11 protein-coding genes and 1 pseudogene are annotated in these 15,283 nt (G+C 58.2%); 10 read left to right on the top strand and 2 right to left on the bottom strand.

Going from position 1 to position 15,283, the window contains the following annotated elements:
• The first annotated feature begins 418 nt into the window (after positions 1–418).
• From AC1DVM_RS11120 to terL, 3 genes are read left to right on the top strand one after another with little or no spacing between them, the layout of a single operon-like run.
• Entirely contained in the window at positions 419–1,819 is a 1,401-nt protein-coding gene (locus AC1DVM_RS11120) for a site-specific DNA-methyltransferase (RefSeq protein WP_477254495.1), read from the top strand.
• A 9-nt stretch (positions 1,820–1,828) separates the two neighbouring features.
• Positions 1,829–2,302: a DUF5681 domain-containing protein gene (locus AC1DVM_RS11115; RefSeq protein ID WP_477254494.1), complete on the top strand. Its 474-nt coding sequence runs from the start codon at positions 1,829–1,831 to the stop codon at positions 2,300–2,302.
• Positions 2,289–3,716 (top strand): phage terminase large subunit, encoded by a 1,428-nt coding sequence (gene terL, locus AC1DVM_RS11110; RefSeq protein WP_477254493.1) that lies wholly within the window; start codon positions 2,289–2,291, stop codon positions 3,714–3,716. Before AC1DVM_RS11115 ends, terL begins: the two co-directional genes overlap by 14 nt.
• A 168-nt stretch (positions 3,717–3,884) precedes the next feature.
• Here the strand turns inward: terL and AC1DVM_RS11105 are convergent, their stop codons facing one another.
• Both AC1DVM_RS11105 and AC1DVM_RS11100 read right to left on the bottom strand, forming a co-directional pair.
• Positions 3,885–4,958, bottom strand: coding sequence for a hypothetical protein (locus AC1DVM_RS11105; RefSeq protein WP_477254492.1), 1,074 nt, complete (start codon positions 4,956–4,958; stop codon positions 3,885–3,887).
• 18 nt (positions 4,959–4,976) lie between these two features.
• Positions 4,977–5,402 (bottom strand): annotated as a pseudogene (locus AC1DVM_RS11100) (type II restriction endonuclease); the annotation flags it as partial.
• Between the two features lie 435 nt (positions 5,403–5,837).
• On the opposite strand from AC1DVM_RS11100, the gene dcm reads away from it, so the two are divergent.
• The 7 genes from dcm (at position 5,838) to AC1DVM_RS11065 (ending at position 15,139) form a co-directional block, all read left to right on the top strand.
• On the top strand, positions 5,838–7,076 hold the full coding sequence (gene dcm, locus AC1DVM_RS11095; protein WP_477254491.1) for a DNA (cytosine-5-)-methyltransferase: 1,239 nt from the start codon (positions 5,838–5,840) through the stop codon (positions 7,074–7,076).
• The gene (locus tag AC1DVM_RS11090; RefSeq protein ID WP_477254490.1) at positions 7,069–7,521 is read left to right on the top strand and encodes a very short patch repair endonuclease; all 453 of its coding nucleotides are present in this window, start codon (positions 7,069–7,071) and stop codon (positions 7,519–7,521) included. Before dcm ends, AC1DVM_RS11090 begins: the two co-directional genes overlap by 8 nt.
• A complete protein-coding gene (locus tag AC1DVM_RS11085; protein ID WP_477254517.1) occupies positions 7,521–7,721 on the top strand; it encodes a type II restriction endonuclease in 201 nt (66 codons plus the stop codon). Before AC1DVM_RS11090 ends, AC1DVM_RS11085 begins: the two co-directional genes overlap by 1 nt.
• A 190-nt stretch (positions 7,722–7,911) precedes the next feature.
• On the top strand, positions 7,912–9,795 hold the full coding sequence (locus AC1DVM_RS11080; RefSeq protein ID WP_477254489.1) for a sigma-70 family RNA polymerase sigma factor: 1,884 nt from the start codon (positions 7,912–7,914) through the stop codon (positions 9,793–9,795).
• Positions 9,792–11,297: an ATP-binding protein gene (locus AC1DVM_RS11075; RefSeq protein ID WP_477254488.1), complete on the top strand. Its 1,506-nt coding sequence runs from the start codon at positions 9,792–9,794 to the stop codon at positions 11,295–11,297. Before AC1DVM_RS11080 ends, AC1DVM_RS11075 begins: the two co-directional genes overlap by 4 nt.
• Positions 11,281–14,136 carry a Z1 domain-containing protein gene (locus AC1DVM_RS11070; protein WP_477254487.1) on the top strand — a complete coding sequence of 952 codons (2,856 nt, stop codon included), beginning with the start codon at positions 11,281–11,283 and terminating at the stop codon, positions 14,134–14,136. The genes AC1DVM_RS11075 and AC1DVM_RS11070 overlap by 17 nt, the downstream gene beginning before the upstream one ends.
• A complete protein-coding gene (locus AC1DVM_RS11065; RefSeq protein WP_477254486.1) occupies positions 14,126–15,139 on the top strand; it encodes a PD-(D/E)XK motif protein in 1,014 nt (337 codons plus the stop codon). The genes AC1DVM_RS11070 and AC1DVM_RS11065 overlap by 11 nt, the downstream gene beginning before the upstream one ends.
• Positions 15,140–15,283 lie beyond the last annotated feature (144 nt).

The raw sequence follows: 15,283 nt of genomic DNA, 5'->3' as shown, positions 1-15,283 counted from the left end.
GAGCGAACTCGTCTCCTGTTCTGCCTGTTTCTCCTGTTACCACGGGTTCACCGGCTTTTTTGTTCGTAAACGAGTGTCATAGAACGAGTTTAGTGAGGCTGGCCGGGAACATATGGGTCATCGACACAGGAATCTCGAACAGGCGGATAACAGGTCCAAAACAGGAGGATCGGTTAAATAGCCGGTCTTTGGCATCGACGTTGCGTGTCCAACAGCTTCGAGCTTGACCTGCGACTAGGAAGCTGGCTAGCCTCGGGTTAGCGGACCCGGAGCATGCATACCTCCGAACTCGGCAGCCTAAGCCTGAGAGATGAACATCTCCCAGAAAGTGGCAGAACCTTCTCCTCAACACACGCGGCAAGCGCCGTGACCATACGTGTTGAATTGCGGGGCTCTGCGCACTCTCTCGGAGGCCGCGATGGCACGCGTTTTAAACATCTCACTTTCTAAGAAAACAATTTCCTCTACGGACGGTTTGTCCCCCGGTGCAATCAAGCCAGCGTCCGCTGCTTCGGCAGCGGCCTTGGCGATTGTGTATCAACCGATCGATGTGATCCGCCCTGCCTCGCGCCCGGTCAGGCGGCGCGGCAAACACCAGATTGAACAACTGATCGGCGCGATCAGGCGCTTTGGTTGTCGGGTGCCCATCCTCGTGACGAATGACGCCGAGATCGTCGATGGGCACGCAATCTTCGAGGCGTGCAAAGCGCTCGGGATGACGACAATCCCGACCCTCGTCATCGATGATCTAAACCCGGAGGAAATCCGCGCCTTGCGCATTTCCATCAACAAGATTGCCGAGGGCAGCGAGTGGTCGATCCCTGATCTGAAGCTGGAGTTTGAGCATCTCTTCAAGGTTGATCCCGAGCTGGTCGCATTTACCGGTTTCCCGATCCCGGAAATCGACACCATCCTGAGACCACCAGCGTTGCTCGACGAGGATGAGATACCGGCGCCTACTACCGGGCCTTCAGTCTCACGCCTGGGCGACATCTGGGTCTTCGACGGCGGCCATAAGCTGCTGTGCGGCAACGCCAGGGACGGCGCCAGCTATCGCGCCTTGCTGGTCAACGAACTCATCCAGATGCTCTTCAGCGACATTCCGTACGGTGTCCCCATCAGCCATGTGAGCCAATCGCACGGTGAGTTTGTTGAAGGCTCCGACATGAGCGAGGAGGAAGCTTACGCCTTCTTCCTCAGCTTCCTCAACGCAGCGACACCGCATCTCGTCGACGGCGCCATTGTCGATTCGTTCATCGATTGGCGGGGAATGCGGCCGCTTCTCAATGCGCTCAAAGGCGCCGGCCTGCAGCAGCAGGGAATGGTGGTCTGGGATAAGGAGAGTGGCGCGATGGGCAGTCTGTACCGCCAGCAGACCGAATATGTCGTCATCGCCAAATGGGGAGCCGCGCCGCACATCAACAACGTGCAACTGGGCAAGCACGGACGTAACAGAACAACGTTATGGCGATACCCCGGCTTGGCGCGGCAGCAGGCCGGACGCAAGGAAGCGTTGGCCATGCACCCCACGGTCAAACCTCTTGGACTGTTGACGGAGGCCTTGCTCGACACCTCCCGGCCTGGCGGTCTGGTTCTCGATCCGTTTGCGGGTTCGGGAAGCCTGATGCTGGCAGCGCATCGGGTCAACCGGATCGCGCGGGCGATCGAGCTTGACCCGAAATACGTCGATGTGGCGGTCCGCCGGATGGAAGCCTTCACGGGAATGCCCGCCCGCCTTCAGGACGATGGACGGACCTTTGCTGAAGTCGCTGATGAACGGCTGGGCGGTTCTCCGGCTCCTGCCACTGCCGAAATCTGAGGTGGTGACATGGCGCAGAACAAAGGGAAGGGGGGCGACGGCCGCCCCCCAAAGGATCGTGTCATCGACCCGTCGCGAACAGCCAGGGGGCGCTTTGCCAAAGGCCATTGTCCCAATCCGAAGGGACGTCCCCGCAAGGTAAAGCCGGCCCCTGGCGAGGAGTTGGAAGCGGTTCTCCAGCAGGAGATGAAGCTCGCCGATGGCAGTTCGATCACCATGGCGCATTATCTGGCGCTGATCGCGGTTGGCGGGGCACAGAAAGACCCCAAGATGGCCCTTAAGCTGGTGATGCAGCAGGCACGCCCCGTCACGCCTGTTCAAGATGAACCTGTCTCTGACGAGAGTACGGACGATGCTGCGGTGCTTCAGGCCTTCTATGAGCGCGAGCAGCGGCTACAACGAGCGAAAATCCGCAACGCCGTGATGTCAGCTGGCGCTGATGGCGATCATGGGGAAAGCGAGGATGTCGATGCCGACGTTTGACGAGCGGGCTCGACAGGTCCGCGCGATCCTTCGCTCCGACCTCATGTCCTTTCACCAGAAGGTCTTCCAGACCCTTGAGCCGGGAATTGTGTTCAAGCCTAACTGGCATCAGGAGCATCTTTGTCAGGTCTTGTCGCGCGTCATGCGCGGCGAGGCACGTCGCGTGATCATCAATGTGCCGCCGCGGTCGGGCAAGTCCCTGCTAGCCTCGGTGGCGCTTCCCGCGGCGATCCTGGGGCGCAACCCAACCAGACGCATCATCTGTGTGTCCCATACCGAGGACCTGGCGCGAAAGTTCAGTCTGGACCGGCGAGCGATCATCCAGAGCCACTGGTATCGCGGCCTTTATCCGCAGATGCAGCTTACGTCAGGCCGGCCGCGCGAACTTGAGCTCGAGACGACGAGGCGCGGTTCCATCCTCGCAGCCGGGGTCGGCGGAGCAATCCTTGGCCGGGGCGCCGATCTCATCATCATGGACGATCCCATCAAGGCGACCGAAGCTTTCTGGGAAGCGGGCAGGCGGCATGTGGCGGAGTTCTACGACAGCACCATGTACACCCGCCTGAACGACAAACAGACAGGCGCCATTCTCATCATCATGCAGCGCCTCCACGAGAACGATCTTGTCGGGCATGTGCTGGGACAGGAAGAGTGGGAGGTCGTCAGTCTTCCGGCGATCGCTCCTGAAGCTGCGAACTATCAGCTCAGCGACCAGGTCGGAGACAGCTACCACCGGGCCGCGGGCGAAGTGCTGCACGAAGCGCGCGAACCGCGAGACGTCCTTGAGAACCTCAGACGGGTGCAGGGAAGTCTTGTCTTCTCCGCCCAGTACCAGCAGAACCCGGTACCGGCGGATGGTAACGTCATTCATCGTGAATGGCTTCGCTACTACCAAAAGATGCCGCGCTTCGACCGGACGATCGTCTCCTGGGACACAGCGTCCACCCTCGAGGACAGCAGCGACTGGTCTGTGGGCACGGTGTGGGGAGCGGTCGGTCTCGACTATTACCTCATCGCGGTCGTTCGGGAACGGCTGGAGAGCCCGGACCTTCGACGACGGATCATCGAGGTCAGTGCCCGCCACGACGCCGACGCGACGCTGATTGAATCAACCGAACTCGGTCGGGCGCTCGAGCAGGACCTGCGCCGCTCCGGCGATCTGCGGGCTCTCACAATCCGTCCGAAATTCGACAAGCGGGCGAGACTTGAGGCCCAGTCCGTTCGTTTCGAGGCGGGTCAGGTTTACCTGCCTGCCGAAGCGCCCTGGCTGGCGACCTACATCCACGAACTGCTCGCGTTTCCAAATGGACGGAACGATGATCAGGTCGACAGCACATCGCAAGCGCTGCACTTCCTCACGACACGATCAGTCTCGGGTGCGCCGCTGGTCAGACGGGATATCGTCAGGCGGTGACGCCTAGCGACACCAAAGTTGGCTTCGATCAGGGTGATGGATTGGAAGCGTTTCGCACCGTCTTTCCGCTCACCAATCAGTGAGCGACACAACCACAGACCCTCCGCCGCAGATGGACCGTCATTGCCATTCATGGCCCAGCTGACTGGAACCGACCAGGAACTGCCCTCAGAGGAGCATGCTGGAACGCCCGACAACCCTATGCATGTCGTTCCCGAAGAGACTGAGCGGACGGTACAAGTCGGTGCCATTGATGTTTACCGCGTGCTTTGCCGTTCCTGTTTGCGATATATGTCCGAGGACCGCCTGGTGCGTGTGGTCAGGCATGTAGATGGCGGAAAAGCCCATTCTCTTGTAGAGCGCCATTCGACTTTCGGTCCAGAACTCTTCGGGCTCCCTGAAGAAGCCGAAACCAATGCCTTCGATCGCGTTGGATGAGTATAGCAGCCTTTCACGGGCTACCTCACTCTTGACTGAGATTACTAGGTTGGTCGGCGCGCAGGGAACAAGGATATCACCAAAGGCCCGCAAGGCGTTCATTTTACCTTCGTTGAGGAGCACGTGACCAGGCATCTGCCAGACAGGCCATTTTTCCTCATTGAGTTTCATCGGCGGTATGTCCGCGGAGCGTAGCACCTCGCTGCACAGGAATTCCATGATTGTGCCGCCATCTCCCGCCGCCTTTAGAGGAGCTGGGTTGAACCCGGGCCCTTTGCTCGGGTGCTGGATGAGGAACGCGTCGTGGACGTTCTTTGCGTCAATCCGACATCCCAGTGTCAATTCGCAGAAGTGAACAATGGCCCGCGGTGTGGTGGCGACATCAATTTGGTTGTGAAGGCACGGACAGTGCCTCAAAAGGCGCTTCAGCAAATTTCCATTGGATGTGGGTATGCCCAGAGGTTGAGGCGGGTTTCTCGGGCTCTGGCTGAAGTCGGCGTTCAGGCGGGCGAGCAGGGGACCCCGGTCTGCCGATCGAACCTTCATGCTTGGAAGATCGACGACATCGCTCCACGCTCCTGGCGAGGATCGCATCGTGCAAAACGGATGGTGGCAGTCCATGAGACCCCCTGCTGCAGAACCCTCCCTTATACGATTCTGCGAGGCGCATATAGGCCTTGCCAAAATGGGGCGCTCGGAAGAGATACGGACGTTGAACACGGATACTTCGACGAGCTTTGCCCCGAGGCTTAGGAGACCGGTAGCACGCAGTGTTCCATGAGGCGCTTTGTATATCTCAGCCATGGTATTCAAGAGCGCGCTTTAGAGTTGCCGCGAGATGACGAAAGCGATGAACGCATCGACACTCATTAGCCAGACTTGCTGGTTTGGCCGATAGGTGGAGTGGATACTCTGCGGAAGAACAAGATGCAGGCTCTTCGTGCGTATCTCGTCGGTCTGGTTCTCGGAAATTCCCGGCTCCAGCTTTAGCAAGTGTTTCTCGGGAATGCGGGCGGCCTCGGACAGAACCTGCCGCCATCGGTCTTTGCAGGTCGATTTCGCTCCCAGCATCGTCAGTCGACTCGCGGGAAAATCGGAGTCGCGATATGCCGATGCATTGGGAAACAGGAAATCGGGTTTGTTGCGGTTCTTGGTCTCCACTCCGCGCGCAAACTGCAGTTGGCGCGCGGAAATATCTGTTCGAGATAATTCTCCGGCTCTGAAGAGCCGATCACGACAGGACAAATGCCGCTCAACAAAGCAATTTAGTTGCTCGTCTTCCGCTCGACTTGCCGGTCACCGCAAGCATTCATTGACGCCGGACAAAGGCAATTGCCGGGGGAAGACGGCGTGTGGGAGATTGTCAGCCAGTTCAGTGCAGGTCGCCTCCGGCCTGCTGGGCCGCAGCCCAAGGCACGGAATTCTCCGCCCCCGAATAGAAACTTCGCCCTCCCTCTGATCGAAACACGTGCGCGTCAGATGGATCGGCTTCTGGATCAAATGCGCGCCCTGGAGGCGACCCTCATCATTCTTGAGCAATTGGTCTTTTCAGGAGACGATCTGTGTTCGCGAACGGAGTTTCGTGCGCCCCACCTGATAAATCTGGGGACAATTTGTTCATGCCTTGTTCTCTGGGAGGTTTTACGACATTTTGTCCTTGTAATTCCCAGGGGAGATTGATTCGTGGTTGAGTTTTCGATGCTTCGCCAGAGCGCGGGTCTGACTGTTGCAGAGGCCGCTTCACTTGCGGGATATGACGAGCGAACCGCCCATCGCTGGGACACCGGTGAGAGTGTTCCCAAGAGAGCCGTACTGGAACTTCTCCGCTCCCTGCAGCCGGCGCGATCGCGTACCCGTGACAAACCAGCGTTTCGTTTTATAGACCTCTTCGCCGGAATCGGCGGAATGCGCCACGGTTTTGAATCCATTGATGGCGAATGCGTCTTCACCAACGAGTGGGACCGCTTCTCGCAGGCAACGTATCGGGCCAATTTTCCTCACGATGATCACGCGATTGCTGGCGATATCAGAGAGGTGAAGGAGATTGAGATACCGGCTCACGATGTACTCCTCGCCGGCTTCCCATGCCAGCCTTTCTCGCTTGCCGGTGTCTCGAAAAAGAATGCACTGAACCGACCTCATGGCTTTGCGTGCGAGGCACAGGGCACCCTGTTCTTTGACGTCGCGCGAATCATCGCAGCGCACCGGCCGGCTGCCTTCGTGCTCGAAAACGTCAAGAACCTCGCCAGTCACGATGGCGGACGGACCTTCGCGGTCATCCGTGATGTTCTGACGAGGGAGCTGGGCTACCAGATCAGCGTCCGGGTACTGGACGCGCGGGCCTGGACACCGCAGCACCGGGAACGGGTATTTATCGTAGGGTTTCGCTCGGCGAACGCGTTTTCCCTGGATGATCTGCCGATTCCATCAACGAGCCCGACGCTGCGGTCCATCCTTCATGGCTATGGGAAGGGAGAGGAGCCGGAGCATCCCTACTCGGAAGGCGTCCGTGCACAGGCGGCAGGCAAATACACCCTGTCGAACCACCTCTGGACCTACCTGCAGAATTACGCAGAAAAGCATCGCCAGAAAGGTAATGGCTTTGGCTTTGGACTGGTCGGTCCTACCGATGTCGCCCGGACCCTGTCCGCGCGCTATCACAAGGATGGCTCGGAGATCCTGATCAAACAGCGGGGCAAGAAGCCGCCTCGACGGCTGACGCCCCGGGAATGTGCGCGCCTGATGGGGTTTGACGAGGCCGGACGACCTCCGGTGAAAATCCCGGTTTCCGACACCCAGGCTTATCGCCAGTTTGGCAACGCAGTAGTCGTCCCGGTGGTGAAGGCGATTGCCAGGCATATGGAGCCGCACATCAGGGCTGCCGTGGGAACAGAGGCTGCGGAAGTGCGCAACGTTGCCTGACATTGTCGACCCTGCCACGCGCAGCCGCATGATGTCGGGTATCCGGAGCAAGAACACCCGACCGGAAATCCTGTTGCGCAAGGGCCTTCATGCACGTGGATTTCGCTTTCGTCTGCATGATCGCACACTGCCGGGAAAGCCCGATCTGGTGTTTCCCCGGTTTCGCGCGGTGCTGTTTGCCCATGGCTGCTTCTGGCATCAGCACCAATGCCATCTGTTCAGGTGGCCGTCGACACGGGTGGACTTCTGGGCGGGGAAACTTGCGCGCAATTGTGAGACCGATGCAGCAGCAGTGGCAGCTCTCCAGTCAATGGGATGGCGGGTCGCCATCGTCTGGGAGTGCGCGCTGAAGGGCAAAACTCGCCTGCCGTTCGACGAGGTTATCGATCGCTGCGACACCTGGCTCCGCGGCGACGTGCCGTCTATTGAGATCGCAGGCAAGTGATGCTCGGATCCAAGTCGACACTGAAGGACCGCTGGCGCCAAGTGGTGTCGGAAACCGAGCGCATCCCGGACAAGCATTTGCTGACGCTCGAACCCGGGATCTCCAAAAACCAGACTGATGAAATGCGGACTAAGCATCTTCAGATGGATATCCCGCGAAGCATGCGGACTTCGTTCAAACCGCGCAACGGGATTGGCTGATCAGTGTGTGAGACTATATTACGGCGGTGAACGGTCGGCAGGCCGGGATCTGAGCCGGATCAATTTCGGTCGTCGTACGGGCGTTGTATTTTTATTGTTGCAATGTAGAAATGTGTCGGGCGAAATATAAACCGGGGGGGGGCAGCCAAATGCATAGAACGACAGCGACAAGAAGTCTTGGACGCTCTTCGTGAATGGTCAGATCCGCAAGCTGTCACCCTCGATCGCTACTATTTCTCCCCTGTTTCGTCTAGCCCTGATAAAAGGCGATGAATCATCGGTTCGGCTTCATCTCCGTCGAGACGCACCGATCAACGGCATGGATGCTCACGGGAGAACCCCGCTGATGATTGCCGCGACGAATGGCCGGTCGTACATTTGTGACTTACTTCTGATCGAGGGCGCTGACGCGTCCGTTCGCGACGGTGACGGGTGCACTGCCTTTGATTTGGCGACAAGATACGGTCATCACGGTCTCGCCGCCAGTCTTCAGGCCAGGATCGCCGTATCACCTGCGTTTACTGTCGCTGCTGCAGCCGCTGATCCTAGCGATGCGATCATCGAAGGCTGGGAGGCTGAGGAAGAGTTTCAGGCTCCTGTTAACGGCCGTGTCGCTGATGAAGATGTCATCGCCTTGCAGGCCGACATCGCATTATTCCGCGTGACTCGGGAGCGCGACGAATGGGAAGCCGCTGATATTACCCTCCCAGCGATCACCGCGGAAAAAACCGCAGCTGTGATCCCCCGGACGGTTCAAGCCATGATAGCGAGCGGTCTCGCCGCGGGATGGCTTACCGATGACGCTGTTACTGCCGCATGGCCTCGGGCGAAACCAGAACAAATCCGTCAATTGCGGTTGTTGCTCGCCGCCGTCAACGTCAGGGTTTTTGCCGCCCGCCCCGGAGACCCGTTTCAGTCGATCAGCAACGCGGAACCGGCAAGTCAGGATCTTCAGCTCTGCCAAGAGACTTTCGACGTTCTCAATGACATGTGTGCCACCAGCCCGGGCACCGGTGAAAAATACAAGGCGGAGATTGCCGGTTTTGCGTCGTTCAGCCCAGATCGCGAGTCAAGGATTTTTGCGAAGGTTGCCGACGCCCGGGCGCGCCTAGTAGATGCGTTCTTCGGTTTTCTGAAGATAACTCAGCTGGCTCTGCATGATGAACTCCTGCCAACCGGAGACGTTGAGGACGATGCTACGGAAGAGACTGACGACCAGGGCGATTTTCTCGAGACCGGAAATGATGGCACGTCAGAAACGGGCACTGACGAACCCAGAGCATCGGAACCCTTCCTGCGAAATTTTATAAAACTCTTCGATGAGCTCGAGAAAAAGATTTCAGACCGGCACAACCTCGACGGTCTCAGACTGGCACTCAATAATTACCGCAGGGCCAGAGACCGGGCCATGGAAGGCGGCCTGAAGCTGGTGCCCTGGCTCGCATATCGATACCGCAAAAGAGGATTGCCAATCGAAGACCTCATCCAGGATGGTAATATCGGTCTGATGCGGGCGGTTGAAAAGTACGACAGCACCAAGGGCAGCAGGTTCGGATCATACGCGGTCTGGTGGATACGTCAGGCCATACTGCGGGCCATCGAAGACCAGTCTCGCCTCATACGAGTCCCGGTCCATATCGGTGAGTTCGTCAGAAAGACGGAACGCATCCGGCAACGAGTGGAGGCCGGGCTCGGCCGCGAGGCGACCATCGACGAGATTGCGGGAGCACTGGAGGTTTCTCCCGAAAAGATCAGAAAAGTTCTCGCTATCCCGACCCCGCCCTTCCCGGCTGTTTCCCAAGCGCGAGCCGACGACAGCATCCCACTCTCCGACCGCCGTCATGATCTGGCAAACCTTCGCTCCCTTACCAGCGAAATGCTCTTGATATTGCCAGCGAGAACGGAGCGTGTAATTCGCCTTCGTTTCGGCATCGGGGGCGTAGAGGAACACACTCTCGAAGAGATCGGAGAAAAGTTCGACGTTACGAGGGAGCGTATCCGGCAGATCGAAGCGAAGGGCTTGCGGGTGCTCCGGCACCCGAAAAGGTTAAAGAAACTGGAGGCCTACCTTTGAACGAACCTGTCGGGTTTACAGGCACGCGAAATGCGCCGCCGCGCGCGAGCGCAATGATCGAGGCCCTGCGTGGTCTGGGCTACTCTGCAGCCACGGCCCTCGCTGACATCATTGACAACAGCATTGCCGCGCATGCCACGACAGTTGATCTAACCTTCATCTGGAAGGGTACGTCGAGCGCCATTTCCATTCTCGACAATGGCGAAGGAATGGATGACGTGCTTCTCGACCGGGCCATGCGCCTCGGTGAGAGAAGTCCGCTTGAACAGCGCAGTACCGGCGATCTCGGCCGGTTCGGCCTCGGCCTGAAAACAGCATCATTTTCGCAGGCGCGCCGCCTTACCGTGGCGTCACGAAGAGACGGCATTACCAGTATTCTGAGGTGGGATCTCGATATTCTGCGCGACGACAGGAGCGGCTCCTGGTCTCTTCTGGAAGGACCGGCGCAAGGGTCGAAAGGGCTACTCGGAAATCTGGAAGGCCTCGAGCATGGCACGCTCGTGCTTTGGGAGAACATGGACCGCATCGTTTCGCGCGACGCACGGTCAAGGGATTTTCTCGAGCTGATCGATGTAATCGAGAAACATCTGGCAATGGTTTTTCATCGGTACATTGCGTCACGCAAGCTGGCGATCCGCATTAATGGCAAACCTGTGCAGGCATGGGATCCCTTTTTGGAGGGCCGCGCAGACACGTGGCGCTCCGGTCGCGACCGGTTTTCTGTCAACGGATACGAAATAGCAGTCGAGGGGTTCGTTCTTCCGCACAAGGATCGTCTGCCGGAGAAAACCTGGGCGGATGCGGCAGGACCCGATGGCTGGACAACACAGCAAGGCTTCTACGTCTACCGTAATGAACGGCTTCTCGTAGCAGGACACTGGCTCGGACTTGGCCGTGGCCGTTCCTGGACAAAGGAAGAGCCGTTCCGTCTTGCGCGGATCAAGCTGGATATCCCGAACAGCGCCGATGAGGACTGGAAGATCGACATTCGCAAATCGACAGCGCGGCCTCCATTGGAGGCTCGTCCCCGGCTGTCCTTGTTTGCCGAAGATGTCCGACAGCGGGCACGAAAGGTGTTTGCGTTTCGCGGCAAACCGGTTCGAAGCAGAGAGGCCGGGCCGGTCGCGCCCGCGTGGCGGGCTGATCGTCTCTCGGGCGGCATCCGATACAGGATAGATGAAAATCATACGGCGGTAACCGCAGTACTGGAGCAGGCGGGTCCCCTGCGCGCCGACGTCCTAGCAATGCTCCGGATCATTGAGGAAACCGTTCCCGTTCAGCAGATCTGGCTTGATACAGCCGAGGCGAAGGACACACCGAAAACTGGTTTCGAGGGGACACCTCCTGACGAGTTGAGAGCGATCATGCAGACGGTATTCAACAATCTCGTCAGGCGAAAGGGACTATCGCAGGAACAGGCTCGCCGGCAGATGGCAGCGACAGAGCCGTTCGACGCCTGGTCCACCTTCGTCGAAACACTCACATATGAACCAAGGGAATAGTTTTTTGAGCAACGAAAAAGTTGTCAAGTTTGCCCAAGAACTCCTGATGGAAGAGGAGCGAAGCGCGATCAGCCCCGGATTGATCAGCACAAAGATCGATCAGGTTCTGATGTTCAAGCCGGCGTGGAAAGAAGGACTGGATCGCGACGCTGCAATCAACGAACTGGTGCGCCGCTTCAGCATATGGGTAGGGGCGGATTCTACCATCCAGAGCGATGAGGGTCATAGAGCCTGGCTCAACGCGGCCCGGAAAGGCGACTGGCGTTACTGGCAGCGTTACCGTGAATATCTTGAAGAAAAAATGTCGGTTGTCGCGGTGGATGGGCTCGATCGGTCGACGGACACAATACTTGGCATGCTGGAAGACCCTGCGCGTGACGGAACCTGGGACCGACGCGGGCTGGTGGTCGGCCACGTCCAGTCGGGCAAGACTGGAAACTATACCGGGCTCGTCTGCAAGGCAGCCGACGCAGGATACAAGATTATTATCGTGCTCGCGGGCCTTCACAACAATCTCAGGTCCCAGACCCAGATGCGTCTCGATGAAGGGTTTCTCGGCTATGAAACCCGACCGATCGCTGATGATATTCGTGAGATCGGCGTTGGCCTCATCGACCGGGATCCGTCCATTCGGCCCAACTATGTTACCAACCGGACCAACAACGGCGACTTCAGCACTGCCCGGGCCAATACCCTCGGGATCACGCCGGAACAGCGCCCCTGGTTGTTTGTCATCAAGAAAAACAAGACGGTTCTGGAGCGACTGCTCGGCTGGATACGACATCACGTCGCAGATGGGCAGGATGAAAACGGACGCCGGATTGTGCAACGGTTGCCACTCCTCCTGATCGATGACGAAGCCGACCACGCCTCGGTCGATACAGGAGAACAGGTTTTCGGTGAGGACGGAGCGCCCGATGAAGAGCATCAGCCAACCGCCATCAATAGTCTTACCCGCAAGATTCTCCATACTTTCACGCGCTCGGCCTATATCGGATATACCGCGACCCCGTTCGCAAACATTTTTATCCACGAAAGAGGACAAACCAAAGAGGAAGGCCCGGATCTTTTTCCATCAGCGTTCATCGTAAACCTGGCAGCCCCCTCCAGTTATGTCGGCCCAGCACAGATTTTTGGATTGCAGTCAACGTCCGGGCGCACTGCCGGCCTGCCCCTGTTCCGGCCGGTCGCAGATCAAACCGGCGAAGACGGCAAAGGCGGCTGGATGCCGCATACACACAAGAACGGGTATGTGCCGCTGACGAACCGCGAAAGCGGCCTGCCTCTGACACTTGAGCAGGCGATTGACTCGTTTCTCATTGCCTGTGCGGTCCGCGATCTGAGGGGCCAAGGTGATGCCCATTCCTCAATGCTCGTTCATGTGACCAGATTTACGTCTGTACAGAAGCACGTCCATGAAAAGGTCGAAAGTTACGTTTCCGGGCTGAAGCAGCGTCTTGTTCGTCGGATTGGCCATGAGGCGGCCGTCGCCCGCCTGGAGCAGCTCTGGCTCTCAGATTTCGTGCCGACAAGCTCGATAGGGCAGTCAGATTTCCCTTTTTTCTCAGACGATGCCAGCCTGCCGGCGTGGTCCGAGGTATTGGAAACGCTCACGCAGATTATCGCGGACGTCGATGTCAGAATGATCAACGGGACAGCGAAGGACGCGCTGGATTATGCCGACCAGCAGGGACAGGGCCTGAAGGTTATCGCGATCGGTGGTGACAAGCTCTCGCGCGGTCTCACGTTGGAAGGTCTTTGCACCAGCTACTTCCTGCGCACCTCCAAGATGTACGATACCCTGATGCAGATGGGCAGGTGGTTCGGTTATCGATCGGGTTATATCGACCTGTGCCGCCTGTACACGACCGATGAGCTTGCTGACTGGTTCGGACATATTGCGGACGCGGCGGAAGAGCTGCGAGAGGAGTTCGATCTGATGGCAGCAGCGGGTTCGACACCGCGGGACTATGGGCTCAAGGTCCAGTCCCATCCGGTTCTGCTCGTGACATCCCGGCTTAAAATGCGATCAGCGCGAAGCCTCATGCTGTCGTTCAGTGGTCAGGTATCTGAAACCGTGTCGCTTTTCGCCGAAAAGGGGGTTTTGCAACGCAATCTGGACACGACAGCCAGCTTTCTGCATCAGCTCGGGCCCGGTGAGAACGACCCTGTGCGGCAGCGCGGTGACAGTGTACAGCGGTGGAAAGGTCGCCTGTGGAATGACGTCCCCGCAGCACGGGTCATCGAGTTCCTGAGCGCATACAAGACCCATCCCGACGCCTACAAGGTGAACAGCGTTTTACTTGCCGAGTTCATCACCCGGATGAACCTTGAGAGAGAACTCACCAACTGGACCGTCGCTGTGGTTGGCAGTGGACGCGGAAAATCCTTTCCGCTTACGGAAAACCTAGAAATCCAGATGCTGACCCGCGCCGCCGAGGGATCAGCCGGCAAGTATGCCATCGGCCGATTGCTTTCACCGCGGGACGAGGCGATCGATCTGACAGACGGGGAGTGGGTCGCTGCGCTGGATACGACAAGGAAGGGCTGGAAGCCTGACCCGGCTCGATCAAAATCAACAGAGGAGCCGGATGAGCCCTCGGGACCATCCATCCGCAGACTTCGGGGGGAAGGAATGCCTGGACACCCCGGCCATCCCGATCGCGGATTGTTGCTGCTCTATGTTCTGGATCCGGCAGAGGCCAAGGGCCACGTTGACCCACTGCTCCCGCCTGTCGTCGCGTTCGGTATCAGCTTCCCGTCGAGCCATTCGGGAACGAAGGTCGAGTACAAGGTGAACAACGTTGCATGGACGCAGGAGTACGGTGGTGCTGACTGATACTAACGAGCTGGAAACTGCGTGGCGTGCCCTGGCTGGCCAGACGGCCGACAAGGGCTGGCTGACCGTGGCGCTCGGGCACTCCAGTCCGCGGTTCAGGGGTGGCATTGTTTTTCCTGAGGGAGGGGAAACTCTCCTGGTCGGCTTTAACGTTGGTTCAGACCTCCGAAAGGCCGATTTTCCTGAAGGGTCCGGTTTCCGGGTCGAGGTCTCGAAGGAAAGTTTTTCAACGGGTTTCAGTACTTGGCTATGCTTGACGCGCCAGTCCGGCGCCGGCCGCGACCTGTTCGTCCAGATGGCAGCAGATATCGTTTCTACACTCTCCCGCGCGACGGCACAGGCCGATTCTTGGCTTTTGAGCCTTATGCTGGCTAGGATCCGGGCATGGCAAGAGTTCATGCGTAAACCACGCACAGACTTCCTGCGTCCCGAAGAGGAGCTTGGCCTTTTTGGTGAGCTCAGTTTCATGCGCGATGCGATCGCCGGTGGAGCGGCTGTTGCAGACGTGGTGCATGCATGGAATGGTCCCTCGAGAAGCCTCCAAGATTTCCAGACTCCTGTAATCGGCGTCGAAATCAAGTCAACGCTGTCTGTGAACAGCTTTTCTGCAAATATCAGCTCACTGGAACAGCTGGACGGAATGAGAGAACGGGCGGTTCTTCTGGCCGCCATCCGTTTCAGTCTGCATGACGAGGGTCAGACCCTTCCGGAGCTGATTGACGAGGTGAGGCAACTTGCTGCCGATAACGGGGTGCTCTCGACGCTAAACCGAACACTTTTGCTGTCCGGTTTCGTGGACGAAGCTGCGGAACTCTACAAACGCCGGTTTACCGTCACTAATATCCGACTCTTCGAGGTGAACGAAACGTTCCCTGCACTGGTCCGCAGCAGGATAAGCCCCGAGATCCGCGCTGTTGAATACATAATTGATCTTGATCTCGTGGCTTGCGTCCCTTTGACGCTTGGAGCTGCAATGCAGCAATACGGAGTTTTCAGCGAATGACACTTGAGGAATTTCTAGTCCAGACCCAGTCGGAGGTGCGGTCCATGGTATCGGACCAGATGGTCGCCGGAACCTATCTCAAGGATGAAGCGGCATTCACAGACGTTGTCATGCAGCACATGGCGGAATGCGGAATGACGTTTG

This window comes from Microvirga sp. P4_A5, assembly GCF_056402495.1.
Note: the sequence above shows the minus strand (reverse complement) of the source record. Positions and strands in the feature narration are given on the sequence as shown.

What these genes read in the sequence shown, in the direction of transcription:
- AC1DVM_RS11120 (WP_477254495.1), top strand. Translation starts at nt 419, where the DNA reads ATGGCACGCGTTTTAAACATCTCACTTTCTAAGAAAACAATTTCCTCT.
- AC1DVM_RS11115 (WP_477254494.1), top strand. Translation starts at nt 1,829, where the DNA reads ATGGCGCAGAACAAAGGGAAGGGGGGCGACGGCCGCCCCCCAAAGGAT.
- terL (WP_477254493.1), top strand. Translation starts at nt 2,289, where the DNA reads ATGCCGACGTTTGACGAGCGGGCTCGACAGGTCCGCGCGATCCTTCGC.
- AC1DVM_RS11105 (WP_477254492.1), bottom strand. Translation starts at nt 4,958, where the DNA reads ATGGCTGAGATATACAAAGCGCCTCATGGAACACTGCGTGCTACCGGT.
- AC1DVM_RS11085 (WP_477254517.1), top strand. Translation starts at nt 7,521, where the DNA reads ATGCTCGGATCCAAGTCGACACTGAAGGACCGCTGGCGCCAAGTGGTG.
- AC1DVM_RS11070 (WP_477254487.1), top strand. Translation starts at nt 11,281, where the DNA reads ATGAACCAAGGGAATAGTTTTTTGAGCAACGAAAAAGTTGTCAAGTTT.